This is a genomic window from Agrobacterium sp. 20P9.1.2 (assembly GCF_057799395.1).
Genome location: NZ_JBYOKI010000001.1, coordinates 404,249 through 429,627 on the forward strand (window position 1 = coordinate 404,249; position 25,379 = coordinate 429,627).

20 protein-coding genes and 1 tRNA gene are annotated in these 25,379 nt (G+C 58.1%); 14 read left to right on the forward strand and 7 right to left on the reverse strand.

The genetic code is table 11. The features are described from left to right. Window positions 1-7: 7 nt before the first annotated feature. The 3 genes from AC27VJ_RS02000 to AC27VJ_RS02010 all read right to left on the reverse strand — a co-directional run bounded on the left by AC27VJ_RS02000 (window position 8) and on the right by AC27VJ_RS02010 (window position 6,732). Window positions 8-916, reverse strand: coding sequence for a peptidoglycan-binding protein (locus tag AC27VJ_RS02000; RefSeq protein ID WP_488683163.1), 909 nt, complete (start codon window positions 914-916; stop codon window positions 8-10). A gap of 3,156 nt (window positions 917-4,072) precedes the next feature. Further along, the gene (locus AC27VJ_RS02005) at window positions 4,073-5,458 is read right to left on the reverse strand and encodes an MFS transporter (protein ID WP_488682616.1); all 1,386 of its coding nucleotides are present in this window, start codon (window positions 5,456-5,458) and stop codon (window positions 4,073-4,075) included. 326 nt (window positions 5,459-5,784) lie between these two features. Next, window positions 5,785-6,732, reverse strand: a complete 948-nt coding sequence (locus AC27VJ_RS02010) for a dihydrodipicolinate synthase family protein (RefSeq protein WP_488682617.1) — start codon at window positions 6,730-6,732, stop codon at window positions 5,785-5,787. A 162-nt stretch (window positions 6,733-6,894) separates the two neighbouring features. On the opposite strand from AC27VJ_RS02010, the gene AC27VJ_RS02015 reads away from it, so the two are divergent. The 8 genes from AC27VJ_RS02015 (at window position 6,895) to AC27VJ_RS02050 (ending at window position 15,620) form a co-directional block, all read left to right on the forward strand. Then, entirely contained in the window at window positions 6,895-7,923 is a 1,029-nt protein-coding gene (locus tag AC27VJ_RS02015) for a LacI family DNA-binding transcriptional regulator (RefSeq protein WP_488682618.1), read from the forward strand. A gap of 171 nt (window positions 7,924-8,094) precedes the next feature. Next, window positions 8,095-9,891, forward strand: a complete 1,797-nt coding sequence (locus tag AC27VJ_RS02020) for an acyl-CoA dehydrogenase C-terminal domain-containing protein (RefSeq protein WP_488682619.1) — start codon at window positions 8,095-8,097, stop codon at window positions 9,889-9,891. A 253-nt stretch (window positions 9,892-10,144) separates the two neighbouring features. Continuing rightward, window positions 10,145-11,353 carry an acetyl-CoA C-acetyltransferase gene (locus AC27VJ_RS02025; protein WP_062450934.1) on the forward strand — a complete coding sequence of 403 codons (1,209 nt, stop codon included), beginning with the start codon at window positions 10,145-10,147 and terminating at the stop codon, window positions 11,351-11,353. A gap of 14 nt (window positions 11,354-11,367) precedes the next feature. Next, window positions 11,368-11,568, forward strand: coding sequence for a hypothetical protein (locus tag AC27VJ_RS02030; RefSeq protein WP_488682620.1), 201 nt, complete (start codon window positions 11,368-11,370; stop codon window positions 11,566-11,568). A gap of 31 nt (window positions 11,569-11,599) precedes the next feature. Beyond that, entirely contained in the window at window positions 11,600-13,816 is a 2,217-nt protein-coding gene (locus AC27VJ_RS02035) for an FAD-dependent oxidoreductase (RefSeq protein ID WP_488682621.1), read from the forward strand. A 284-nt stretch (window positions 13,817-14,100) separates the two neighbouring features. Continuing rightward, entirely contained in the window at window positions 14,101-14,592 is a 492-nt protein-coding gene (locus AC27VJ_RS02040) for a histidine kinase (RefSeq protein ID WP_488682622.1), read from the forward strand. Between the two features lie 190 nt (window positions 14,593-14,782). Continuing rightward, window positions 14,783-15,190 (forward strand): hypothetical protein, encoded by a 408-nt coding sequence (locus AC27VJ_RS02045; protein ID WP_488682623.1) that lies wholly within the window; start codon window positions 14,783-14,785, stop codon window positions 15,188-15,190. A gap of 354 nt (window positions 15,191-15,544) precedes the next feature. Next, window positions 15,545-15,620 (forward strand) — tRNA-Phe (locus AC27VJ_RS02050). A gap of 145 nt (window positions 15,621-15,765) precedes the next feature. On the opposite strand, the gene AC27VJ_RS02055 is transcribed toward AC27VJ_RS02050, so the two are convergent. From AC27VJ_RS02055 to flgF, 4 genes are all read right to left on the reverse strand, one after another. Further along, complete coding sequence (locus AC27VJ_RS02055) at window positions 15,766-16,914, reverse strand: glycosyltransferase (protein ID WP_488682624.1); 1,149 nt, start codon at window positions 16,912-16,914, stop codon at window positions 15,766-15,768. 251 nt (window positions 16,915-17,165) lie between these two features. Beyond that, a complete protein-coding gene (locus AC27VJ_RS02060; RefSeq protein ID WP_488682625.1) occupies window positions 17,166-17,729 on the reverse strand; it encodes a flagellar protein in 564 nt (187 codons plus the stop codon). A gap of 14 nt (window positions 17,730-17,743) precedes the next feature. Next, window positions 17,744-19,135, reverse strand: a complete 1,392-nt coding sequence (fliI, locus tag AC27VJ_RS02065; RefSeq protein ID WP_353576897.1) for a flagellar protein export ATPase FliI — start codon at window positions 19,133-19,135, stop codon at window positions 17,744-17,746. A 16-nt stretch (window positions 19,136-19,151) separates the two neighbouring features. Next, entirely contained in the window at window positions 19,152-19,886 is a 735-nt protein-coding gene (flgF, locus tag AC27VJ_RS02070; RefSeq protein ID WP_488682626.1) for a flagellar basal-body rod protein FlgF, read from the reverse strand. A gap of 254 nt (window positions 19,887-20,140) precedes the next feature. On the opposite strand from flgF, the gene motA reads away from it, so the two are divergent. From motA to AC27VJ_RS02100, 6 genes are all read left to right on the forward strand, one after another. Continuing rightward, a complete protein-coding gene (motA, locus tag AC27VJ_RS02075; protein WP_113089791.1) occupies window positions 20,141-21,013 on the forward strand; it encodes a flagellar motor stator protein MotA in 873 nt (290 codons plus the stop codon). Continuing rightward, a complete protein-coding gene (locus AC27VJ_RS02080) occupies window positions 21,010-21,969 on the forward strand; it encodes a FliM/FliN family flagellar motor switch protein (protein WP_488682628.1) in 960 nt (319 codons plus the stop codon). The genes motA and AC27VJ_RS02080 overlap by 4 nt, the downstream gene beginning before the upstream one ends. Before the next feature lie 66 nt (window positions 21,970-22,035). After that, a complete protein-coding gene (gene fliN / locus AC27VJ_RS02085) occupies window positions 22,036-22,578 on the forward strand; it encodes a flagellar motor switch protein FliN (RefSeq protein WP_113089681.1) in 543 nt (180 codons plus the stop codon). Between the two features lie 27 nt (window positions 22,579-22,605). Next, a complete protein-coding gene (gene fliG / locus AC27VJ_RS02090) occupies window positions 22,606-23,649 on the forward strand; it encodes a flagellar motor switch protein FliG (RefSeq protein WP_488682629.1) in 1,044 nt (347 codons plus the stop codon). A gap of 126 nt (window positions 23,650-23,775) precedes the next feature. Next, complete coding sequence (gene flhB / locus AC27VJ_RS02095; protein WP_353576899.1) at window positions 23,776-24,855, forward strand: flagellar biosynthesis protein FlhB; 1,080 nt, start codon at window positions 23,776-23,778, stop codon at window positions 24,853-24,855. A gap of 5 nt (window positions 24,856-24,860) precedes the next feature. Next, window positions 24,861-25,310: a hypothetical protein gene (locus AC27VJ_RS02100; RefSeq protein ID WP_113089684.1), complete on the forward strand. Its 450-nt coding sequence runs from the start codon at window positions 24,861-24,863 to the stop codon at window positions 25,308-25,310. Window positions 25,311-25,379 lie beyond the last annotated feature (69 nt).

The window sequence follows — 25,379 nt, forward strand, 5'->3', positions numbered from 1 at the left end:
AGGCAAATTACTTGTTGCGGGCCAGCAACGCAGTGACCAGCTCGTCGGTAATGCGGCCATCCGGCGTCTGGCCAACGGACTTCTGGAAGTTCTTGATGGCGGTGACCGTGTTGCGACCCAGCTTGCCATCAGGCTCACCGGCCTTGAAGCCATTGTTGTTGAGAATGGCCTGAATGTTGCGGATCGCCTTCTGCATGTCGACGGAGGAGGTCTTGATCTCCTCGCCGCCGGTCCATTCGGCAGGCGGGTTGACGGAATTTGCCTCTTCATTCAGCGGCGTTACCTGCCACGCATCGACCTTCGCCTTGGCGCTGGCCAGCTGTTCCGGACGCATGGCCTTGGCCACATCGTCACGCTTCTGGCCAGCATCGGCATCGCCATCACGGGCGGCAATGGCAAACCACTTGTAGGACTCTTCAAGGCTCTGCTGCACGCCACTGCCACGGGCATAGAGAATGGCAAGGTTGAACTGGCTGTCACGAACGCCGAGGTTGGATGCCTTGATGAACCAGTCGCCAGCGGCGGTGAAATCAGGCGCGCCAGCGGCGTCTGAGGCCAGCAGCACGGCGAGATTGTGCATCGCGCCCGCATTGCCCTGATCTGCGGCCATCTGGTAGTAGCGCTTGGCTTCGGAAAGATTGCGCTCTACGCCGTTGGCCTTCTCATACATGTTGCCCAAGCGATACTGCGCCGGTGCAAGACCACGATCAGCCGCCAGCTTGTACCACTTGGCTGCCTCGGTACGGTCGGCTGCAACGCCCTGACCATCCGTGTAGCGCACACCGATTTCAAACAGCGCTACCCGATCGCCCTTGGAGGCGGCATCCGCCAGAGACGGCGGGGCAATGCCTTCGGGAACGGTGATGGTCTCAACTGCCGGCTGGACAGCTTCCTTTTTGAACTCTGTCTGCTGCACGTCCGGGATCGAGGTTGCTGGCTGCAAGCGCTCTGCAACGCCGGTTCCGCGCGATGCGGTTGGAACGGAAATCGTCGGTGTTTCCTGCGGCAGGCGAACGCCGCCGATTGGCCGCGTGTCGATCAGATGGTCGCCCTTGTCGGCTTCCACCTGCATCCGTTCACCGGCGGCCTTCGCCTTTTCGTCGATTGTGTTATCGGATGGAACCGTCACAGGAGGCTCGGCGCTGACAGGCGTCGCCTCAACCGGTGCGGCGACAGGCGGAGCCGACATGGGCTCAACGCTCTTCGGTTCGGTCACGATGGCAGCAGGTGTCGTTTCGCCACCGACGAAGGATTTGATGGCGGGCATTGCCATCATGGCCAGCAGAATAGCGCCGATACCCAGAAGCAGCGGTCGGCGGTAGCGGGACAGGGCGGAGCCCTGCTTCTCGACGGCGGCCTTGCTGCGCTGCGGGCGCGAAGCGGCGCTTCTGTCCGGAACGCTTTCCTGTGCGGCGGCCTGAGCGGCGCGGCGAGCCGCGGCAATGAAGTCGGCGCGGTTATCGCTCTCGCCTGCACCGGCGCGGGCAGCAGCCGTCTGGCTGGCGCGAACACGCTCCAGAATCTTCTTGATATCAGGCGCACCGGAGCCTGGCTCCAGCAGTTCGGTTTCGATATCGGCCTGCAACACATCGACTGGGTCCAGCGATGGTGCAGGGTCGATCTGCGTGCGTGCGGAAACCTCGGCCTTAGGGGCTTCTTCGGTCTTGGCGGCGCTGGACTTGAAGCGACGCGTCAGGCCGGATAGCAGGCCGCGCTTTTCAGCAACAGGCTTTTCGGCTTCCGGCGGCACTAGCGTATCGGTGGCAAGGGCGCTGTCCAGCTGGCGGGCGGTCTCAGTGTCGAAGGCGCTTGCGCTGTCCTTGGCAATCAGACCGTCTTCGGGAAACGTGGCCGCAGGCATGCGCGCCCCGCCTTCATACTCGGCCCAATCCGTGTCGGAAAGGCTGACAGGTGCAGGTGCGGGCGTGCGTGGTGCCGGGCGATTGTCCAGATGGTCGAGACGACCGGCAATCTGCACCAGCGTTTCATGCAGCGCTTCAAAGGTGCGGTGCGTGCGCTCTTCGGTGTTGCGGCTCAGACCTTCCAGCTTGCGCAGATCATTAGCGAGTTCGGTCAGAATGACCATGTCGGCATTGCTGGCCGTCTGGGCCAGATTGTTGCGCGTATGCGCTTCCAGAACCGCTTCTGCCGCCTGCCGGGCCGCTTCGATGATATATTCGTCGCTGGAGGCCATATAGTCTTCAATATTGGCCATGCGACGGTCGAGTTCCGGCGACATGTCGTTGGCAACGACGCTGGCCGGGGCCTGTGTCTCATCCAGCTTCGCAGCAATGTCGCTTAGACGATCTTCCAAACGCTTGAAGGCGACGTCGTAGGACGGATTTTTCGCAGGCGCAGGCTTTGCCTCGATCTGTTCGATCCGGCGTGCGATTTTCTCCAGCCGTTCGGCCAACTGGTCGTTGACGGCGCCGCTGCCCAGTTCATCGATCTTGCGGGAAATGTCGGTCAGGAAGGATGTGAGTTCCGGCTGGCTGGACGGGCGCTGCGAACGCTCCAGCAGCAGGGACAGCTGATCCAGCCGCTCACCCAGCTGCGAAACGCTACGCTCGGCGGAAAGCTCTTCGATACGGGTGGTCAGGGCGTCGAGGCGCGCACCCAATGCGTCAGATGGCTTATCTTTCGCCTCGGTCGCGTCCTTCAGATTTTCGATCTGCGAAGACAGCGTATTCAGGCGGTTTTCCAGCCGCTCGGCCAGCGTTGCATCGAAGCTCGGGGCAGGGCGGTTTCCGGCAGCGGCAATCGCACGGCTGATTTCGTCCAGGCGCTCATCGAGGCCGGAGAAATGCTCGCCGAAAGCCTCGTCATTGGGTTGAATGTGTTTGCCCAGCTGCTCGACGGCACCGGCAATGGTCAGAAGCTTTTCTTCCAGCGCGCGCACGGCGGCTGTGCTGCCGCTCATCGTGCCGAGCTGGCCCTTGATGTCATCCAGACGGTAGGCAAGCGCGACGATCTCGTCCTGAAGCGGGGCATTGTCGAAACCACGCAGCGTATCGTCCACCGTATCGAAACGGCTTTCCATGCGGTGCATGCTGTCTTCACGGGCAACCTGATCCATCAGGCTGCGCAGCTCTTCGAACTCATTGCGCAGGGCTTCGGCGTCGGGCGAAGAGGTTTCACCCATGCGCTCGATGCTGGCTGCCAGCCGTGCGACATCCTCGCGGATATCCTCGGCAAAATCCTGATTTTCTGCAAAGGAGCGGATGTTGCGCAGTTCGGAACGCACGCCCTGCATTTCGCGGGCAACGCCTTCGGAAATTTCGTGCTTCAGTTCCTGACGCAGGCTGACAAGCGCCTCGGCCACTTCGCGCAGCGCTGCGTCGCCCTGTGCAGGGGCAGGCGGTGCGGTGCGCTCGAAACGGGCCGTGGGGCGTGGGCGTGCCGGGGGAATGGCGGTGGAAGCGCGGTATTCGCGCTCTGCATAACGGCGGTCCAGTTCACGCTCGGCGGCAAGATCCGTCGCGCGTGGCGCTTCCGCCTGCTGGCGTTCCCAACGTGCATCGAGCGCCTGTTGGCGCTGACGGATTTCGTTGACGGGATCGAAGCGCGGCTTCATCGCCGGCCTTACAGGGCCGTTTTGAAATCCTGCACGATCAGTCTCTGCGCGGGGCGTGTGGATATCATGAGCAGGGCGAGTGGATTTGGTGCCCAGCAGATCTTCGATCCGGGCTTCCAGACCTTCAATGGTGCGGTTGAGCGCGTCCAGAGACGATCTGTCGTTTTGACGATGGGAATTCGATCGCAATCCGTTCATCTTCCTGCTCGCTTCGTCGTTGCCCGGTTTAACTGTTCCGCTGGTAGTCCCGGTGCGGAACACGGAGTTCTTGCTTTTTTGCTCATGGAACGCCCCGGTTCGCGAAGCAGTCCTATGACTTTGAACATTTCGCCATATTTGGTAAATAAATGGTTAACGGGGCATTAGCTTATTTAACTTTTTCTTCATATATGCCGGAAAAGCGCCTCTTCGAACGATTTCCAGCTGCTTGCTGACACAATGAAAAAGCCCGCTCTCCATGTCTGGAAAGCGGGCGGTACAGCTGTCAAAAAATATCTGTCAGGGAGACAGTTCCTCCAGTGCTTGTCCCTTCGTCTCGACGGCGAAGAGAATGGTCACCAACGCGCCGACCAGCAGAATGGCGGCGAAGGTTGCAAAGACATACTGAATACCCATGGACGACATGACGAAGCCCACCAGAATCGGACCTGCCGAAGAGCCGAGCCGCAGCCAAGCGCTGCCCGTACCTGTTCCCAAAGCGCGCAGACGCGTGGGGTAGATTTCCGCCGAATAGAGGTAGAGCGAAAAAGTCACGGTCTGGACGATGGCATAGGCAAGACCGCCGAGGATCAACACCTGAATGGGAGAGGTGGCGCCGAGCCATGCAAGCACGAGAAGCGGAATGGGGGCCAGAAGCAGGGCACCGGCATACCAGCGCTTGCGGCCGACCTTGTCGATCAGGAGCGCGCAGATGACTGCGGCCACTACACCGCCAGCCGAGGTCATGAAGCCGTAGAGAATGCTGGTTTCAAGCGGTAGGTTGAAGGTCTGGCGATAGAGCGTCGGCAACCAGGTGATCGTGCCGTTGGCCACCATATAGGCGCAAAACCACATGGCCCAGATGGACAAGGTGCGCTTGAGATAGATGCCCTGGAAGAGTTCGCGCCAGTCGGATTTGCGCTGAATGGCGCGGACACTGATCTTCGGTTCGGGCAGCTCCTTGCCAGCCGCGCGGGCGCTTTCTTCCATCTTGGTGACAATGGCATTCGCTTCGTCATAGCGACCATTGGCGGCCAGCCAGCGTGGGGATTCCTTGAGGAACCAGCGCAGCGGTATCATCAACATGGCTGGGACGAGGCCGACGACGAACATGGCTTTCCAGCCATAGGTCGGCACCAGGAAGTAACCGATAAGACCGGCACCCACGAGCCCCAGAAGGAACATGACCTCATAAAGCAGGAAGAACCGTCCGCGCCCCTTGGAGCCGATGATTTCATTGATGTAGGCGCTGGCGACTGGCACTTCGCCACCAGTGCCGATGCCCTGAACGAAGCGGAACGCCATCATGGAGACGGCTCCGGCGGCAAACAGGCAGGCCACATCCATGCTGACGAAGAGCAGGATGGTGAAGAGAAGCACTTTCAGACGACCGACCTTTTCCGCTAGCCAGCCGAACAGGACCGCGCCGATCAACTGACCGAGATAGCCCATGGACAGGATCATGCCTGTCTGCGAGGGCGTCAGCCCCCATTCCTTGACCAGCACGGGCATGGCATAGGCGATGGCGATAACGGTATAGCCATCGAAGAAGGTTGCAGCGCCAACGATGTTACGTGCCCAGAAAACCTCGCGGGTAATCGGCAGACGTTCGAGACGCGCACTGATATCGGCCTGCGGATCGGCAACTCTCGCCGCCCCCTCGGGCACGGATTGCATAAAGTTCATGGCTCCTCCTTCGCGCATCCCGACACTCCATCTCCCGGTCGGTGGCGCTGATCCTGGTTGGCGCATGCGCTCGAAAATTCTAGACGATTTTCAAAAAAGCGCGATGCGAAGTTTAAAGCCGGAGCGTTCTGCGTGCTTTGAAAAAGCACGGCGCTCGCTGGGTCTGAAATGCGAATTTCGATCATTTGCAGCATTGGCCAGTCATCCCGCTGTGCCATGCCGATAAGGCTCGCCACCGCCCCGCAAAAGCGGGACGGGGAGGATTTCTGAGGAATACAGAAGTCTCGTTTCAGCGCCCGGACCATGCCGGGCGCAAAGCGCCAATCTTATTCGGCGGCCTGAAGCAGTTCGGCTCTGCCAATACCGGCAGCATCGAAAGCAGCAAAGATTTCCTGCTCTGCCTTGGTGCCGAGATTCTTCAGCGGCTCGCGAATGGTGGCATGGTCGAGTATGCCGCGATGAACGAGGCCGAGCTTGAGGGCAACCGTGCCTTCCATGTGCGAACCGCGGTGATAAACGGCGCGAGTGACCGGCAGCAGGCGCTCGAAAATCTTGCGGGCTTCCGGGTAGTTTTGTGCCTTGCCGGCATCAATGAGGTCAATAAGCAGTTCCGGCGCAATATTGCCGTAACCGACCAGAAGACCGTCCACATCGAACATGGTTGGCAGCAGCCATTCGTCATGGCAGCTGAGGATCTGCAGGTCCGGATTGGCCTTTTTCAGCTCCGGAATTTCCACATACCAGCGCTTCATGTTGCGCACGCCGTTCTTGGTGGCGACGACGCCTTCCTGGGCGGCGATATCCAGCTGGGTGTCCAGATCGTAGCTGGCCTTGGTGACGTCAGGATACTGGAACAGGATTTCTTGCAGGCCAGACTCTTCCCAGATTGCCTTGTAGCGATCCTGTGGAGCGCCCTTCTGGAAGCCGAAACGCAGCCATCCATGATTTGGATAGACGAGCGCGCCGGTAGCGCCTGCGGCCTTGCACTTCTTGGCTTCGGCGGCGGCGACCTTCGTGCCTTCACCGGTAATGCCGGCAATGATCGGAACAGCGCCATCGACCGCTTCGACATAGGTACGAATGAGGGCAAGGCGCTCTTCTTCCGTCAGGAACGTGCCTTCACCGGCATGGCCGAGAATCACGAGGCTTTTGACGCCTTTGAAAGAAACGAGCCATTTGGCGATCTTCGCATTGGCGACGTGATCGACTTCACCGTCTTTGGTGAAAGCTGTAACGGGTGCGGGGCTCAATCCGCGAAGGTCCATCGGTTGCATCTGAAAACTCCTCCTTGTCAGCTGCCGTCCGGTACGATCAGCAGGCTAGATCGTTAATGGGAACGTTCCCAAGATCGATCCATTTCGCGCTGGAGTCAACAGCTTTTTTGGTGCATGCTAAAAATCAAATGCACATCCCTGCGACTCGTTTGGAAAATGCCAATGAATTCAAAAGTGGACGACTATGCCCGTCAGTCACGCGTCACGCTTCACGGTGTGGCGGCAGCGGCGGGTGTCTCCAAATCGACGGTTTCCAGAATTCTGGATGAGCGCTTGCCGCGCTCGGATAGCGAGACCGCGCGAAGGGTGCGCAAGATCGCCGAAGAACTGGGATATGTGCGCGATGTCTCGGCCGCCAGCCTTCGGCGTGGTAACACCATGACGGTGGGCGTTATCGTGCCGAGGCTGACCGATACAGTTATGGCCATGCTCTACGAATGTCTTGCCAAGGCCTGCAGCAGGACAGGCCGCTTCGCCATCGTCGCCACCACGGATGACAAACCGAAAGCAGATCGCCTTGCGGCGGAATCGCTTTTGAAGAGGGGCGTAGACGGGCTCATTCTCTCAACCGCCCGCGAAGATGATGATTTTCCCGATGAGCTGGCCGAACGTGGCGTGCCCTATGTGCTGGCGCTCAGAACTGACGGGCACAGTCTATCCTCTGTCGGAGACGACAGGCTGGGCGGTTATCTGGCCACCCGCCATTTGCTCGACCTCGGGCACCGGAAAATCGGCGTGATTGCGGGCCCCCCCTATGCCTCTAGCGCCCGCGGGCGTGTCGATGGCTACCGGCAGGCATTGACGGAAGCGGGCATTGCGGTAGAGCCGGGCCGTATCGTTGCCTCCACCTTCGGTATCGAGGCCGGGGGTGAGGCCGTTGAGAAACTGATGGCGCTGGACGACAGGCCAACCGCGATCTTCGCAGTCAATGACAACACGGCCGTTGGCGCTTTGTCGCAGCTGTCGAAGATGGGTCTCTCCGTGCCGGGCGATATCTCGCTGGTGGGTTACAACGACATTCCCATCGTCAGCCACTTGCCAACGCCTTTGACGACGATGCGGGTACCGTTTACACAGATCGCATCGCATGCGCTGGAACTTTTGAACGATCCGCACGCTTTGGGAGACGATCGCATTCGCCTGTCGGCACCGACCCTGATTCCCAGAAAATCGACAGCTCCGCTTAGCTAGCGGCGCTAGTCCTGGCAGGGCGGACGGCGCAACTCGAAGGCCGATTTCTGGCCTTATTCACTGACGAAATTTTGTTTCCAAAGCTATTTGACGTTTACGCGCACGTCAAATATTGTGATCTCCATGTTGACGCCGGAGTGGTCCGGCAAACGATGCGGAGGATCATCGGTAATGCCTGTTTACAAGGCCCCTGTTCAAGACACACTTTTCATTCTCAATGACGTGCTCGGCATCGAGCGCTACAACAATCTGCCCGGTTTCGAAGACGCCACGCCCGACATGATCGAGGCGATCACCGGCGAGGCCGCGAAGCTTGCCGAAGAGCAGCTCTTCCCGCTCAACCTGTCGGGCGACCAGCAGGGTTGCAAGCGCGCCGAAGACGGCTCGGTGTCCGTGCCTGAAGGGTTCAAACAGGCCTATGATGCCTATTGCGAAGGCGGTTGGACCGGACTTGCGGTACCGCCGGAATATGGCGGGCAGGGGCTTCCCTACACGCTGCACGCCGCCATCGGTGAATATATGTCGTCGGCCAACCTGTCGCTGATGATGTATCCGGGCCTCACGCAGGGTGCTATTGCCGCCGTTCTGGCACATGGTTCTGACGAGCAGAAGCAGACCTATCTGCCGAAGATGGTCGAGGGCACATGGTCAGGCACCATGAACCTGACAGAGCCGCATTGCGGCACCGACCTTGGCCTGCTGCGCACCAAAGCCGTGCCGCAGGGCGATGGTTCTTACAAGATCACCGGCCAGAAGATTTTTATCTCGGCTGGCGAACATTCCATGACCAGCAACATCATCCATCTGGTTCTCGCCCGCATCGAAGGCGCGCCGGAGGGAACCAAGGGCATCTCGCTGTTCATCGTGCCGAAGTTCATCGTCAATGGCGATGGCTCGGTCGGTGCGCGCAACGGCGTGGTCTGCGGTGCGCTTGAGCACAAGATGGGCATTCACGGCAACGCCACCTGCGTCATGAATTACGATGATGCGACCGGCTATCTCATCGGCGCTGAGAACAAGGGCCTGTCGGCCATGTTCGTGATGATGAACGAAGCCCGCCTCGGCGTTGGCCTGCAAGGCTTGTCGGTTGGCGAAATCGCCTATCAGAACGCCGTCGAATATGCCCGCGAGCGCATTCAGGGCCGTTCTCTCTCGGGTGCAAAGGCACCTGAAAAGAAGGCCGATCCGATCATCGTGCATCCTGACATTCGCCGCACGCTGATGACCATCAAGGCCTATAATGAAGCTGGCCGCGCCTTCCTGCTCTGGACCGCGCTGCAATCCGACATCGCCCACCGCGCGACCGATGAGAAGGAACGTCAGGCCGCAGACGATATTCTCGGCCTCGTGACGCCAATCCTCAAGGGTGTGCTGACCGACAAGGGCTTCGACCACGCCGTCATGGCCCAGCAGGTCTTCGGCGGTCATGGTTACATCGAAGAACATGGCATGAGTCAGTATGTGCGTGATGCCCGCATCACCATGATCTATGAGGGTGCCAACGGCATTCAGGCGCTCGATCTTGTGGGCCGCAAGCTCGGTCTCAATGGCGGTCGCGCCGTCATGGCGCTGTTCAAAGAAATCGGCGACTACTGCGAGGAAAACCGCGCCGACGAGAGCCTCACGCTCTACACCAAGGGCCTCAAGAAGGGCCTGAACGACCTTCAGGCTTCCACCATGTGGTTCATGCAGCACGCCATGGCGAAGCCCGATAATGCTGGTGCCGGTTCGACCGACTACATGCACCTCTTCGGTCTCGTGGTGCTGGGTTACATGCAGGCACGCATGGCAAAGGCCGCACAGGCTGCATTGTCTTCGGGCTCTGCGTCGGATGAGCAGTACCTCAAGACCAAGCTCGTCACGGCCAAGTTCTTTATGGAACGCATTCTGCCGGAAACGGCGGTTCGCAAGATCCGCATCGAGGCAGGAAGCGATACGATGATGGAACTGGCTGCTGAGGCGTTTTGAGGGTGGGAGCAAGGGGCAAACCCCTCACCAACAAAATCTAAGACTTAGCTTTGCTAAGATCTTGATTTTGTGTCCTCTCCCACAAGGGGAGAGGTAGCCCGGAGTGGGCGCGGCGCGTTTATCTCTCCCCTTGTGGGAGAGAAAGCGATTTCAGCATCTTAGCTTTAGCTAAGTGCTAGAAATCGCAAGTGAGGGGTCCACTCACGGCCTCCAAGATTTCGAAGGCATGCAGATGCCGACAGGGAGATGAGAAATGACTGACGTTTATATCTACGACCACGTCCGCACCCCGCGCGGACGCGGCAAAAAGGACGGCTCGCTGCACGAAGTGCCGTCCGTTCGTCTGGCCGCCAAGACGCTGGAGGCCATCCGCGACCGCAATGGCCTCGACACATCCACCGTCGATGACATCATCATGGGCTGCGTCGATCCGGTGATGGATGCCGGTGCCGTCATCGCCAAGGGTGCGGCTTTCGAGGCTGGTTACTCCACCAAGGCACCGGGCATGCAGATTTCGCGCTTCTGCGCGTCGGGTCTCGATGCCATCAATTTCGCAGCCGGCAAGGTTGCGGCAGGCGCGGACGATATCGTCATCGCGGGCGGTGTGGAAAGCATGTCGCGTGTCGGCATGGGCATGTCCGGCGGTGCCTGGTACATGGACCCCTCGGTCAGCTTCCCGGCCTATTTCATGCCGCAGGGCGTATCCGCAGACCTCATCGCCACCAAATACGGTTTCAGCCGCGATGACGTGGACGCCTTTGCCGTGGAAAGCCAGAAGCGCGCCGCGCATGCCTGGGAAAACGGCTACTTCAAGAACTCCGTCATTCCGGTGAAAGACCAGAACGGCATCACCATTCTCGACCGTGACGAGCATATGCGCCCAGGCACGGACATGCAGGCGCTCGCCTCGCTCAACGCATCCTTCCAGATGCCGGGCGAAATGGGAGGCTTCGAGGCCGTGGGCATCATGGCCCACCCGGAAGTGGAACGTATCAACTACGTCCACCATGCGGGCAACTCGTCCGGCATCGTTGATGGTGCTGCTGCGGTTCTCGTCGGCTCCAAGGCCGGTGGCGAGAGCATGGGCCTGAAACCCCGCGCCCGCATCCGCTCCTTTGCCAATATCGGCTCCGACCCGGCGCTGATGCTGACCGGCCCTGTCGACGTCACCGAAAAGCTGCTGGCCAAAACCGGCATGTCGATTGCCGATATCGACCTCTTCGAACTCAACGAAGCCTTCGCCGCCGTCGTGCTGCGTTACCTCCAGGCCTTTGACATCAGCCACGACAAGATGAACGTCAACGGCGGCGCGATTGCCATGGGCCACCCACTGGGTGCCACCGGCGCGATGATCCTCGGCACGGTTCTGGACGAACTGGAACGCCGCGATCTCAATACCGCACTGGTCACGCTCTGCATCGGTGCAGGCATGGGCACGGCAACGGTTATCGAGCGGGTTTGATTGGGACGACGAGCATGGCGGGCTATCAGAACGAGACGAAGCGACACTTCCAGACGAGGCAACTCGACGAGGACATGGCCGAGGCTGCTGAAGCAGCCGGTCGCGTTACGCCTGCCGAAAGCCACGCTCGGATGAAAGCAGAGAGACGAGGACTGATCATCGTTCTTGCTCTGCTTGTCGTTCTGCTTTGCTACCTGCTCGGCGTCTTCGGTTAGCACAAGAAATTCAGGGAAGAGGAATCCCACTATGAGCACTTACACCAATTTCACCGTCGAAACAGACGCAGACGGCATCGCCCTCGTTACCTGGGATATGCCGGAAAAATCCATGAACGTCTTTACGGCGGAGGTCATGGAAGAGCTGAACGCGATCGTTGACGCAACCGTTGCAGATGCTGCGGTCAAGGGCGTGGTTTTCACGTCAGGCAAGAGCAGCTTTTCCGGCGGCGCTGACCTGTCGATGATCAAGTCCATGTTCTCCTTCTACAATGAAGAGAAGGCGAAGAACCCGGATGAGGCGTCCAGGAAACTGTTCGATCTCGTCGGTAAGATGAATGGTCTGTTCCGCAAGATCGAGACCAACGGCAAGCCCTGGGTTTCCGCCATCAACGGCACCTGCATGGGCGGCGCGCTGGAACTGTCGCTCGCCTGCCACGGTCGCGTTGCCTCCAACGCCAAGAGCGTCAAGCTGGCGCTGCCGGAAATCAAGGTCGGTATCTTCCCCGGTGCCGGTGGCACACAGCGCGTTTCGCGTCTCACCGATGCGCAGTCGGCCCTCCAGATGATGACGACCGGTCAGTCGCTGACGGCCAGCCGCGCCAAGTCAATGAACCTCGTGCATCAGGTGGTGGAGCCGGATCAGTTGATCCCCGCCGCCAAGCAGATGCTCAAGGACGGCCTGAAACCCGTTGCGCCATGGGACGAGAAGGGCTTCAAGGCCCCCGGCGGTGGCATCTGGACGCCCGCCGCAGCCCAGCTCTGGCCCGCCGCCCCGGCGATCCTGCGCCGCGAAAGCGCTGGCAATTATCCGGCAGCACTCGCCATTCTCAAATGCGTCTACGAAGGCCTGCAGTTGCCGTTCGACACGGCCTTGAAGGTCGAGCAGCGCTACTTCACGGAAATCCTTCGCTCGAAAGAAGCGTTTGCGATGATCCGCTCGCTGTTCATTTCCATGCAGGAACTGGGCAAGGGCGCGCGCCGTCCGGCTGGCCAGCCCAAGAGCGATCTGAAACATGTCGGCGTCGTCGGCGCAGGCTTCATGGGCGCGTCCATTGCCTACGTCACCGCCGTTGCCGGTCTCGATGTCACCCTCATCGACCGCGATGACGAAGCCGCCGCCAAGGGCAAGACCACCTGCGAAGGTCTGGTGAAAGACAGCGTCACAAAGGGCCGCATGACGCAGGAAGAGGGTGCCGCCATCCTCGCCCGCATCACGCCAAGCTCGGACTATGCCTCGCTCAAAACCGCAAATCTCGTCATCGAAGCCGTGTTCGAAGACCGCGACGTGAAGAAGGCCGTGATCGAAGCGGTGGAAGCCGTGCTGCCGGAAGGCGCGATCTTCGCCTCCAATACCTCCACTTTGCCCATCACCGGTCTCGCGCAAAACTCCAAGCGTCCGAGTGATTTCATCGGCATCCACTTCTTTTCGCCGGTCGAAAAGATGATGCTGACGGAAGTCATCCTCGGCAAGGAAACGGGCGATAAGGCACTGGCAGTGGCACTGGACTACGTCGCCAAGATCAAGAAGACGCCCATCGTCGTCAACGACACACGCGGCTTCTTCGTCAATCGCTGCGTGCTGCGCTACATGGCCGAAAGCTATGACATGCTGATCGAAGGCGTGCCTGCGGCCATGATCGAAAATGCCGCGAAGTTCGCGGGCATGCCTGTGGGACCACTGGCGCTGAACGATGAAGTTGCCATCGACCTCTCCTACAAGATCCTCAAGGCCACCGTCGCCGATCTCGGCGAAAAGGCTGTCGATCCGCGCCACATGGAGCTGGTCAAGAACATGGTGGAAGGCGAGGGCCGCTTTGGCCGCAAGAACGCCAAGGGCTTTTACGATTATCCGGCAAAGCCAGCCAAGAAGTCTCTCTGGCCCGACCTAAAAGGCCTCTACGCGCAGCAGAAGCCTGAAGATGTCGACATGGACGTGCTGAAACAGCGCTTCCTCGTCACCATCGCTCTGGAAGCTGCCCGCACGGTCGAAGAAGGCATCGTCACCGATCCGCGCGAAGCCGATGTAGGCTCCATCCTCGGCTTCGGCTTTGCGCCTTACACAGGCGGCGCGCTGTCCTATATCGATGGCATGGGCGTGGCGAACTTCGTGGCACTGGCCGAAAAGCTCAGCCAAACCTACGGACCGCACTTCAAGCCAACCCCGTTGCTACAGGATATGGCCGCCAAGGGCGATACCTTCTACGGCCGGTTCGATCCCTATGGCGCTGCCGCAAAATCCGCTTAAGATCAAAATTACTCAACCATCAGCAGGCCCTTCGGGGCCTGTTTCTGTATCTGGCCATGTCGGTAGCAATCTGGAATTGCTTCATCGATGTATAATATAAAGATTATAGAGACTTTTTACAGGAATGGTCGGCCTCTGGCCCGTTAACTTTGCTCTGAGCATTCTTCATTACTTGAGATTATTCTGATGACATAATAACGGCTTTCCCTTTATATCGAATTTGGCAACGGCTGGGGCACCATTGCCACCCAATCTTACGCGCCTCAATCCCAGAGGACTTTCCCATGAAAAAAACCATTTTGGCCGCCGCCTTTGTGCTGGCGCCGTTTTTTGCACAAGCAGAAACACTCAAGTTTCCCAGTGAAGCGCCCATAGCATCGGTCAAAATCCCTGATGATTGGGGCCCGAAGGAAACCGAAACCGGCATCGACGCCACTTCGCCTGATGCTGCGATCTACTTCTCCATCGATGTTGCCAGCGACAAGACCATGGACAAGGTCATAGACGATGCCATCAAGTTTTTGACGGATAATGGCGTGGAAATCGACGCAAGCACGAAGTCCGATTCCGGCGATGTCGATATCAACGGCATGAGATTCGGCAGCATCGAGTTCGATGGCAAGGATGAAGACGGCCCAGTCGATGTCTCCCTCGGCTTTGCCTCGCCAAGAGAAGGCAAGATGCTGGTCGTGACCTATTGGGGCACGAAAGCCACACAGGATGCACACCACAAAGAACTGGTCAGCATTCTACAATCGCTGAAGCCAGTGAAATAAGCCTTGCCGAAGGGCTCGATTTACATACCGTTCTGTCAAAGGCCCGCTGGCATGCAAGCGGGCCTTTTGATTTTGCCTCCCAGATTGAACGAAACGCTGCATCCTTTTCTCGCGTCCCGCGTTTGCAGACTATCCATCCAGGCCGTGGTGTTCGCGGCGTCATTACGCGTTTATGCGAGAGGAAAATTGAATGAGGGCGCCGGTACGTTCCCATGGTTTCGACAAACCATCCGATCTTGAAGACGAACTTTCTGAACTGGAAGACGATATGAGCACAACACCCAGAAAGCCCGCCGCCCGCGCCAAAGCTCCCGAAAAGAAGACCATTGACGCGTCGCTGCGCCAGGAAGTCGAAGAGCTTCGTGAGCAGATCGATGCTATCCGCAAGGACGTAGAAAAGCTTCAGGCCGCACAATCCTCCCGCAAGGCCCAGCCCCAACAACCCCGCCACAGCGCCGATATAGCGAACTGGCTCCCCGTCGTCCGATCGGTCGCCATCACCTCACTCGCAGGCCGCATCTTCGCCTCGTCCCCCATCATGGCGCTTCTGGTAGCAGCTGTGCCGTTTGCACTGGGACTTTCTGCCGGATCGAAGTGATACACATAACTTGGGAGCGCTAAGTATTTCACTGTGATGTGTTGACTGTCTTACATCGTGGGAAAGTCGCAATGTATCAGACCTCATCCTGAGGTGCTCGTAAGGGCCTCGAAGGAGATGAGGTTTTTTACTTGGCGGCATCCCGTACCGAGGAAGTTTAAGGCTCACATCGCACCATCTCGCCATGAGCGAAGACGCCCGCAACAACCATCCACAGGCCCTTCAAAAAAACTGTCAAAAAAGTTTCGTCAACCGCTTGCCATGGCCGAACAAGATGTTATAACCCCGCTCACTTCCGGGGCAGCAAGCTTCTCCGGCGCTTACCAAAGGCGATGGTTCGTCAGAACCTGAAGTGCCCGAATAGCTCAGTTGGTAGAGCAGCGGATTGAAAATCCGCGTGTCGGTGGTTCAAATCCGCCTTCGGGCACCATTTTTCTTCAGCGATGACAATGTGTGTTTTGGAGTGATATGCCCGTGATAGGACGCTGGCGTTGTCACAGGTGCCGGCCAATCTCCGGTATGTAACTCACCAAAAGACTTCTCCAGCTACCTCACACTATTTTCTACCGCTAACTCTACTCAATCGTCAGCAAAGTATCGCGCGAGAAATTCTTGTCCATCGTCAACGCAATGAACTGATCGAGCTTGCGATTGAAGTTGTGGGACGCGAATAGATTGGCGCGGGCGTGGCAGGCTTTCGGGGAAAACTCGTTACGGGCGCTTTCGAATTGATCCACGGCATCGACAATTGCTTTTGCGGTTTGTGTTGGGAACAGCACGCCGGTCGCATCGCGTTCCCCATGAGGCACGACGATGTCCTGTGCGCCGCCGCGCGTATACGCAATCACTGGAGTTCCGGCAGACAAAGCTTCCGCCATGACGATGCCGAAATCTTCGTAGGCCGGGAAGATGAACGCTCTTGCGTGGCTTATCGTCTTGATGAGTTCGGCGCGCGGCAGGTGACCGGTGAAGGTGACATTTGGTCCTGCGCGTTCTTTGAGCCGGTTTAATTCCGGACCGTCGCCGCAGACAATCAGTTTGCGGTTTGGCATGTCTTTGAATGCATCAACGACAAGATCGAAGCGCTTGTACGGAACGAGCCGCGAAGCGCAGACGTAATAATCATCCTTTTCCGTCTGAATCGGGAAACTATCCACATCGACGGGAGGGTGCAGGACGTAAGAACGACGCCCGTAAATTTGCTCTATGCGCCGTTGTACGACGGAAGAGTTGGCGAGCAGCACATCCGCTCCGTGCGCCGATCTGACGTCCCAAATGCGCAGCTTGTGGAGTGAATGGCGTAATATTGGGCCGAACGGTAGCTTGGACATGGATGTCCGCCGCATATACTCAAATGTCTGGTCCCACGCGTAGCGCACGGCGGTGTGCACGTAGGCTATGTGGCGTTGATGGGGGTGAACGATGACCCCTTTGGCAAAGGCTGCGCTGGACGACAGAACCAAATCATAGTCTGCCAGGTCAAAACTCTCTATTGCAGAGGGGCAGAAGGGAAATGTGTATCGATAATAATTCTCTCGGAGAGGGAGGCGATCAAGATAACTCGTGAAAATTTCCTTGGCGCCGATTTTCTTCAAGTCGTTATCGTTCAAAAAATTGAATAATGTATAGAGATCGCTCGGCCCGGTGCTTTGCATTATTGCCGACAATACTTGCTCCGCACCGCTGAAAACAGGGAGCCAGTCATGAACTACAGCGACTTTCATTATAACTCTCTTGATATCGACGGAAATGGACGCCCAAGGCGGACAAGCTATGAATTAACGCCCGTCAGTAGTCGATAAAAAAATAAGTATTTCGTAAATTTATTTCATAAGCGCTGGAGCATTGCCATCGCACACGACGTAGAGCGTCATCACCAGCCTTTAGCCAGCGTTCCCGATGACCTGCAGCGCAGGTTTAAAACGGCTTTTCGCACCGCGTCCCCGGTCTGGAGAAGGCGATGCGCAGACGGATATCACTCCGTGTACATCTCGCCCGAGGATGTCACGATCTGCCATTTGCCATCGACATTGCTCATCGAAAGAAGCTTGCTTTCGTCGGGCAGTGTGGAGCCGATCTGGACGAGGAACATGCCGGATTTGTCTTCGATCAGTGCGCGGCCATTCGAGACATGCAGCAGTTTAAAACGGGTGCCGCCGGGGAAGGGTTGGGACTTTCCATCGGAATTGGTGTTTTTTCCGATGCCGTCAGTCTGCACGGCTGCTGTCGTCAGGGCGTCGAGATCGAGAGTGGGTATATCTTTCCGGCCATTGGAGGTGAGGCCTTCGTCGAAATGGGGGATCACCGTATCGACCCCTCCACCCTGGCGTTGAGGCACGTTTTTCAGCGCTTCCCAGCCGGCACCGCTGATGCCGAATTTTTCGGGGTTGAAGAAGACATACCAGGGCAGGGCGGCAGCCGCGCCGGCCACAATGATGAGGCCGCCGGTCAGGAACCGGTCGAAGTCGCGGATCGAACGTCTTTGCCGGGCCTTGCGTTCAACAGTGTCACTGGTTTCTTTGGGCTGTCTTTGTCTCATGAATTTCATCATCATTACCCCCGCCGCTGCACGGGCGCTGGCTGGTTGTTGACCGGAGCGTTTCTGAGTGCGTTGGCAAGTTCCGCATAGGCATCGATGACTGTGGCATCGCCGGGGGATTGCTTGAGCACGTCGTAAACGAAAGGAACCTGCCTGACCGCCATATCGAGTTCGGCGTCCACGCCGGGTCGATAGCCGCCGATCAGGCGCAAATCCTTGGTTTCTTCAAAATTGTGGATCAGCGACTTCAGCCGCGAGACCAGCTTCTGCTGGTCGGGCGTCCATGCCTTGTGGGACAGTCGCGAAATCGACGCCAGCGGATTGATGGGCGGATATCGGCCCTCATCCGCAAGCGAGCGGTCCAGAACGATATGGCCATCGAGAATACCGCGGGTCGAATCGGCAATCGGGTCGTTGTGGTTGTCGCCATCCACCAGAATGGAGATGATGGCGGTGACCGTGCCCGTTCCTTCTTCGCCGGGGCCTGCGCGCTCCAGCAGGCGCGGCAGTTCGGTAAAGACCGATGCCGGATAGCCGCGCGCAATCGGCGGCTCTCCGGCGGCAATCGCCACTTCGCGAATGGCGTGGGCAAAGCGGGTGATGCTGTCTGCGATGAAGAGGACGTTTTCGCCCTTGTCGCGGAAATGTTCGGCAATCGTCATGGCAACCAGCGGTGCCATTTTGCGGAGCATAGGGCTTTCGTCGCTGGTTGCGACGATGGCGATGGATTTCTGCATGTTGTCACCGAGCGTATCCTCGATGAATTCGCGCACTTCGCGGCCTCGTTCGCCGACGAGTGCGATGACGACCTTGTCGAAGGCGTCGGCACGGGCAAGCATCGAAAGCAGCGTCGATTTACCGACACCCGAGCCCGCGAAAATGCCAAGGCGCTGGCCAAGGCAGAGCGGCGTGAAGATATCGATGGCTTTGACGCCGGTGCGAAAACCGGTGTCCACACGGCTGCGTGTCATGGATGGCGGCGGCAGCGTCATGACCGAGCGTTTCTTCGGCCCCTTTGTCAGCGGGCCCTTGTTGTCGATGGGCTTGCAGAGCGAATTGATGGTGCGCCCGCACCAGCTATCGTCTGGCTCGACGCGGAATTCGCCTTCGCGCAGCACGATATCGTTGACGCCGATGGGATCACCCGGCTCGATGGCGCAGACATAGATCAGGTCCGGCTCGACGCGAACCACTTCGCCCAGATGCAGGCCCGTGGCGCTTTTGTGGACCACGAATTCGCCAAGGCGGACATGTTCCGAAAGTCCGCTGACCGTGTAGTGGCCAGCAGCGATGGTCCTGACCCGTCCGCCGCGCGACATGGGCATGCCGGACGACATCTGCGCGTCCAGCATCTGTGCGAGGGCTTCGAGTTTCGGAAAGATGGTCGGCTGGATTTCGGTTTCCATTTACATCAAGCGCCGGTTACTGCCCGCCACCAAGGGTGCGGACGGCCTGTGAGAAGGAATCCTCTGTGGATTTCATCAGCGAGGAGATGCCTTCGAAAGCCCTGTTGACCTGAATGAGCTGCGTCATCTGGTTGATGGGATTGATGTTGGATTGTTCAACATAACCCTGAACGACGCCGACAGAGGAATCGTTGACCACGGGTTGCGGTGCCTGCGAGAAGATCACGCCACTGTTTTCATAGCGCATGAAACCCTTGGTCGCATCGGCGGTGAAAAGACCCAGCTGGGCAACGGTCGTGCCATTTTGCATGATGCGACCGTCGGATCCGACGGTCGGTTCACCGGCTGCCGGATTGAGCTGAATGGGTGCGCCACCGGCATCCACCACCGGATAGCCCTGTGTGGACACCAACTCGCCGGTGATTGCCATGGAGAAGCGACCGTCGCGGGTCATGACCTGACCGGCGGGAGTGTTGATGCCGAACCAGCCATCACCCTTGATGGCAAAGTCGAAGGAATTGCCCGTCTGGATCATTTCGCCGTTGCGGGTGGACAGATAGTCGCTGCCCTGTGTCACGAAGGAAATGTCTGCCTTGAGATCGTTGCGCGTCTGGCTCATCACCTGGTCGAATTTCACTTCCGTACCGCGAAAGCCGACCGTGTTCATGTTGGCGATGTTGTCCGCAATGGTCGTAAGGCGGCGTTCCAGTGCGATCTGGGAGGAAATGCCTACGTAAATACCAGACTGCATGTCGGTCTCCTGTGCGGAACTCTAAGAAAGGTGGGCGCGCAACGACATGGCACCCGCATAGTGTTCCCCAAACTAGGGACGCTTGCTTGTGCGAAGCTTTTGAGCAGCTGCTTGGTTAGAAGAGGGAAAGGTGGAGGGCTCCGAAAAAGGCGTGGCCCGAGACAAACTCTGCAACTCCGGCTTTCAAGCCAGCCTCGCACAAGGCATGTCCCATATCCCTGACATGCGAAATTGGCATCAGACGCGAGCTTCAGATGAACATTATTATCGGACTAGTCATTACCTTCGGCTGTATCATCGGCGGTTACATGGCCATGGGCGGCCATTTGGACGTGCTGTTCCAGCCGTTTGAGCTTGTCATCATCGGCGGTGCTGGCCTCGGCGGCTTTATCATGGCCAACCCGATGAAGGTGGTGAAGGACAGCGGTAAGGCCATTGGCGAGGCGTTCAAGTTCTCTGTACCGAAAGAACGCAATTACCTCGACGTCCTCGGTGTTCTCTACTCGCTGATGCGCGATCTGCGCACGAAATCGCGCAACGAAATCGAAGCTCACATCGATAACCCGGACGAGTCCTCCATCTTCCAGACCGCTCCGTCGGTTCTGAAGAACAAGGAACTCACATCCTTCATCTGTGACTATGTTCGCCTCATCATCATCGGCAATGCGCGTAGCCATGAAATCGAAGCGCTGATGGATGAGGAAATCGAGACTATTCTGCACGACAAGCTGAAGCCGTATCACGCCATCACCGCGATGGGTGACTCCTTCCCGGCCATCGGTATCGTTGCCGCCGTTCTCGGCGTTATCAAGGCGATGGGTAAGATCAACGAATCGCCTGCGGTTCTCGGCGGCCTCATTGGCGCGGCACTCGTCGGCACCATGCTTGGCATCATTCTGTCCTACTCGATCTGTAACCCGCTGACGTCGCAGATCAAGATCGTGCGCACCAAGCAGCACCGCCTCTACATCATCGTGAAGCAGACGCTGCTGGCCTATATGAACGGCTCGGTACCACAGGTCGCGCTCGAATATGGACGCAAGACGATTTCCGGTTACGAGCGTCCATCCATCGATGCCGTAGAGCAGGAAATGATGAACCCGGGCGGCGACCAGAAGGCGGCTTGATAATGGCAAATGCTGCACAAACGAATGTCACGGTAATGGACCCGGCGCTTCTCGCAAAGCTGACGGGTGGCCTGGGCGACGGCAAGAAGGTTGCCAAGATCGGTGCCGATATCGGCCAGATCTACAGCAACTTCCTGCCGGATATCTTCCACAGCGAGACGGGCATCGGCATCGAAGTCGATTATGTCGGCTGCGAATCCGGTCTGATGACCGATCTCATCCAGAGGCTCGGCAAGGATTTTGCCGTGGCCGACTGCTCGTTGCGCAACTGGTGCCCCAACTTCATGCTGGCCACCGGCACGGCCTTCATCATGGCCTTGATGGAGCGCATGCTGGGCGCGGCACCCGATACAATCATGGAGCCGGAAGTCCGCGCGCTGTCGCAGATCGAGCTCGACCTCGCCGCCCTCGTCATGGGGCGCGTGGGTGACGTGCTGCGTTCGGCGGTGAATGCGCCGGGTGGTTTCGAGCCGACCATCGACCCGCCGTTCAACGGCAATGGCAAGAGCGCCTTTGAAGAGGCCATCGCTGCGCAGTTCGGCATGCTGGTCCGTCTCAAGGTCGATATCGGCAAGGTCTCGTCCGAATTCGCCATGGTCATTCCGCAGCGCACGCTTTTGAAAACCACCATCGTCGCGCCGAAACCATCTCCGCAGGCGCTGAAGAAGCAGGAAGAGTGGATGGAGATGATCTCCGAACAGGTGAAGCGTTCGCAGGTGACACTGGAAGCCAAGATCAGGCTGCAGAGCCTGACGCTGAAAACGATCTCGCGGCTGGTGGAAGGCGATGTCATTCCCTTCCGCGATATCCGTCAGGACGATATCTGCGTCGAGGTCAGCGCCAATGGCGCCAATATGTACAACTGCGAGTTTGGTCGCGCAGGGGACAGATACACGGTCCGTGTGAAAAACAACGTCAGCACGGACGATGAAATTCTAAGACATTTGATGGGTTAAATCTTGAACATGCTTCCTTGGAGGCGTGGGCAGCTTGACGCAAGTTTCAAAGGGAATAATTAGCGCATGGCTACGAAAAAGACACCAAAGACCGACGATGATTTGCTGCCTTCGCTTGATGATACAGGCGATCTGGATCAGGCGATTGGCGATCTGCGCGGCGTGCTGAAGAGTGATTCGGAAGGATCGCTCGGGGATTTTGGCGATTTCGGTGACTTCGGTTCGGCAAGTGCCGAGCCGGCGGGCAACGATCTGGCGGCATTCGGTGGCGGAATAGACAGCTTCGGCATGTCGGATTTCGGCTCCTCATCCGCACCGCTGGCCTCATCGCCGTCGCCGCTGGGTAGCGGACTGTCCGACAACCTCGATCTGATCATGGATATTCCAATCGATGTCCAGATCGTGCTCGGCACCAGCCGCATGCTGGTTTCGGGATTGATGGGTTTGGAAGAGGGTGCAACGATCGCGCTTGAGCGCAAGATCGGTGAGCCAGTGGATATCATGGTGAATGGCCGTTGCATCGCACGCGGCGAAATCACCGTGCTGGAAGACGACGATACGCGTTTCGGTGTGAAGTTGATCGAAGTGATGAGTACGAAGAAAGCCTAATCCCTGTGGGGACGGAGAGGAAAGACCATGATGGACTTTGAAGATTTCGGTAACCCAATTGCTGGGAAGCCGTTGTCTCAGGCTGATAAAGCCGCCGCCGTACTGCTGGCGATGGGAAAAGGCGTGGCCGGAAAACTCCTCAAGTTTTTCACGCAGGCCGAGTTGCAGACCATCATCAATTCGGCCCAGACACTCCGCGTCATTCCGCCCGACGAGCTGGCGCAGATCGTGGCGGAATTTGAAGACCTGTTCACCGAAGGCACTGGCCTCATGGACAATGCCAAGGCCATCGAAAGCATTCTGGAAGAAGGTCTGACACCGGAAGAGGTTGACGGTCTTCTGGGTCGCCGTGCCGCATTCCAGGCGTTCGAAGCATCCATCTGGGATCAGCTTCAGGATGCGGACCCGCAGTTCATCGGCAAGTTCCTGATGCGCGAGCACCCGCAGACCATCGCCTATATCCTCTCCATGCTGCCGTCTTCCTTCGGCGCCAAGGTGCTTCTGACCATTCCGGACGAGCAGCGCGCCGACATCATGAACCGTACGGTCAACATGAAGGAAGTCAGCCCTGCTGCTGCACAGATCATCGAAAAGCGCGTCATAACGCTGATCGCGGAACTCGAAGCAGAGCGCAATGCAGGCGGCTCCGCAAAGGTTGCAGACCTGATGAACGAACTCGACAAGCCGCAGGTCGATACCCTGCTCAGCTCGCTCGAAACGCTCAGCAAGGAATCTGCAAACAAGGTCAAGCCGAAGATCTTCCTCTTCGAAGATCTCATGTACATGCCGCAGCGCAGCCGCGTTTCGCTGCTCAACGATGTGTCGGCGGACATTCTCACCATGGCGCTTCGCGGCGCCACGGCAGAGATCAAGGAATGTTTGCTGTCCAGCATCAGCCCGCGTCAGCGCCGCATGATCGAATCCGATCTTGCCGTGCCGACAGCGTCGCTCAACACGCGCGAAGTGGCGATTGCCCGCCGCGCCGTTGCGCAGGAAGCCATCCGTCTGGCAAATTCCGGCCAGATATTGCTGAAGGAAGCGGCGCCCGCCGATCAGTCAGCCGCTGCCTAAAAGCCTCACGGGCCTATAAAACCTGTGTGGCCAGCCGAGGCGGCTTGCGGGGCGAAGCGCCCCTCTATACCCTGTCAATAACGGCCCGCCAGTTCCGGCGGGCTTTTTCCATTGAGGGGACGTGTCTTGTCGGACGAAGACAAAGACAGTAAAACAGAAGAACCAACAGAGAAAAAACTACGCGATGCGGAGGAGAAGGGTAATGTCCCCTCATCGCACGAAGCTTCGCTGTTTGCCTCGACGCTCGCCTTCTACGTCTACCTCGTTTTTTTCGTACCTGATGGAATCAAGAGACTGGGTGAGACGCTCGAGGATATTCTCGAACGTCCCGAGCAATGGCGGCTGAACACCGCAGCGGACATGGTGTCGCTCGGTCTGCATCTTTCCAAGGAAGTCGGCGTGATGCTTCTGCCCGCCGCGATCCTGTTCATCGTTTTCGGCCTTGGCCAATCCTTCGCACAGAATCTTCCGCAATTCGTGCTGGACCGGATTACTCCTCAGGCATCCAGAATATCGCCTATTGCGGGCTTTACCCGAATCTACAGCGTCGACGGTCTGGTCAATTTCGGCAAGTCGCTGTTCAAGGTGGTCGTCGTCGCGATCATTATGGTGATGACGCTGAAGGCTGATTATTACCGCCTTCTCGATGCCCTGATGACTGACCCGCACGCCATGATGTCCACCGGCTTCGAAGTTCTGAAGAAGATGGTGGTCGTCGTTCTCTTCTCGACCGGCATTCTGGCTGTGGCCGACTATTTCTGGGCCAATTATCGCTGGCATAGCCAGCAGAAAATGTCCAAGCAGGAAGTGAAGGACGAATACAAGCAATCGCAGGGTGACCCTGTGGTCAAGGCGCGCCAGCGTTCGATTGCCCGTGACCGCGCCCGCCGCAGAATGATGGACGGTGTGCCACGCGCCACCCTCGTCATTACCAACCCGACCCACTATGCTGTGGCGCTGCGCTATGTGAAGGAAGAAAGCGACGCGCCCATCGTGGTCGCCAAGGGTCAGGATTTGATTGCTCTGAGAATCAGAGAGATCGCGACCGAAAACGGAATACCGATTTTTGAAGACCCGCCACTCGCCCGCTCCATGTTTGCGCAAGTCTCGGTCGATAGTGTCATCCCGTCAGTATTTTATAAGGCCGTGGCGGAACTGATTCACAAGGTTTACGCCGCACGCCAAAACAAAAGACGGGTAAACTGATCAATATGAAAAAATGCTCATATTCGGCTGAAAGAGAAGAAATTTTGGCTCGTGCAATCGGCCCTGTGGCTGCCGAGCTCCGCTTGATCGATGCGGGAGACCTGATCTCCCTTCTGAAGTTCGAATATTATAGCAGCCTGTCGGATCTGGTTGATTCGGCAGCCGAGCTCTACTTCCATCCAGGCACGGTCTATTTTGGAATCGGCGGCGATTACAAGCTGGACTGGGACACCTATCCGTCCATCACGCTGGATCTGGAAATCAAGCCGAAAGGCGTGACCATCTATGCGCAGTTGATGCTGGAAAAAGACCATGCCGGCGTCAACATCAACTACATCAACTTCCAGAACCCTTCGAACGACCCGAACGAGAATACGGCGTTTCTGGAGGATAGTTTGCGCCACGCCTCGTTCTATCGCGACCGGGACAAGCCTGCGGCCAGCGCCACGCACTGATCTGGAGCGCAGCGCGTCCAGACGACTCCATCTTGATTGACGACAACGCCACCGACGATCTTGATCGAT

Bases quoted from the DNA above. Each gene is read 5' to 3' on its own strand.
- AC27VJ_RS02100 (WP_113089684.1), top strand. From the start codon at position 24,861: ATGAAAAAATGCTCATATTCGGCTGAAAGAGAAGAAATTTTGGCTCGT.
- AC27VJ_RS02040 (WP_488682622.1), top strand. From the start codon at position 14,101: ATGAAAAAAACCATTTTGGCCGCCGCCTTTGTGCTGGCGCCGTTTTTT.
- AC27VJ_RS02060 (WP_488682625.1), bottom strand. From the start codon at position 17,729: ATGAGACAAAGACAGCCCAAAGAAACCAGTGACACTGTTGAACGCAAG.
- AC27VJ_RS02025 (WP_062450934.1), top strand. From the start codon at position 10,145: ATGACTGACGTTTATATCTACGACCACGTCCGCACCCCGCGCGGACGC.
- AC27VJ_RS02030 (WP_488682620.1), top strand. From the start codon at position 11,368: ATGGCGGGCTATCAGAACGAGACGAAGCGACACTTCCAGACGAGGCAA.
- fliG (WP_488682629.1), top strand. From the start codon at position 22,606: ATGATGGACTTTGAAGATTTCGGTAACCCAATTGCTGGGAAGCCGTTG.
- AC27VJ_RS02005 (WP_488682616.1), bottom strand. From the start codon at position 5,458: ATGAACTTTATGCAATCCGTGCCCGAGGGGGCGGCGAGAGTTGCCGAT.
- fliI (WP_353576897.1), bottom strand. From the start codon at position 19,135: ATGGAAACCGAAATCCAGCCGACCATCTTTCCGAAACTCGAAGCCCTC.
- AC27VJ_RS02055 (WP_488682624.1), bottom strand. From the start codon at position 16,914: ATGAAAGTCGCTGTAGTTCATGACTGGCTCCCTGTTTTCAGCGGTGCG.
- flgF (WP_488682626.1), bottom strand. From the start codon at position 19,886: ATGCAGTCTGGTATTTACGTAGGCATTTCCTCCCAGATCGCACTGGAA.
- AC27VJ_RS02020 (WP_488682619.1), top strand. From the start codon at position 8,095: ATGCCTGTTTACAAGGCCCCTGTTCAAGACACACTTTTCATTCTCAAT.
- AC27VJ_RS02045 (WP_488682623.1), top strand. From the start codon at position 14,783: ATGAGGGCGCCGGTACGTTCCCATGGTTTCGACAAACCATCCGATCTT.
- AC27VJ_RS02010 (WP_488682617.1), bottom strand. From the start codon at position 6,732: ATGCAACCGATGGACCTTCGCGGATTGAGCCCCGCACCCGTTACAGCT.
- AC27VJ_RS02035 (WP_488682621.1), top strand. From the start codon at position 11,600: ATGAGCACTTACACCAATTTCACCGTCGAAACAGACGCAGACGGCATC.
- AC27VJ_RS02015 (WP_488682618.1), top strand. From the start codon at position 6,895: ATGAATTCAAAAGTGGACGACTATGCCCGTCAGTCACGCGTCACGCTT.
- fliN (WP_113089681.1), top strand. From the start codon at position 22,036: ATGGCTACGAAAAAGACACCAAAGACCGACGATGATTTGCTGCCTTCG.
- motA (WP_113089791.1), top strand. From the start codon at position 20,141: ATGAACATTATTATCGGACTAGTCATTACCTTCGGCTGTATCATCGGC.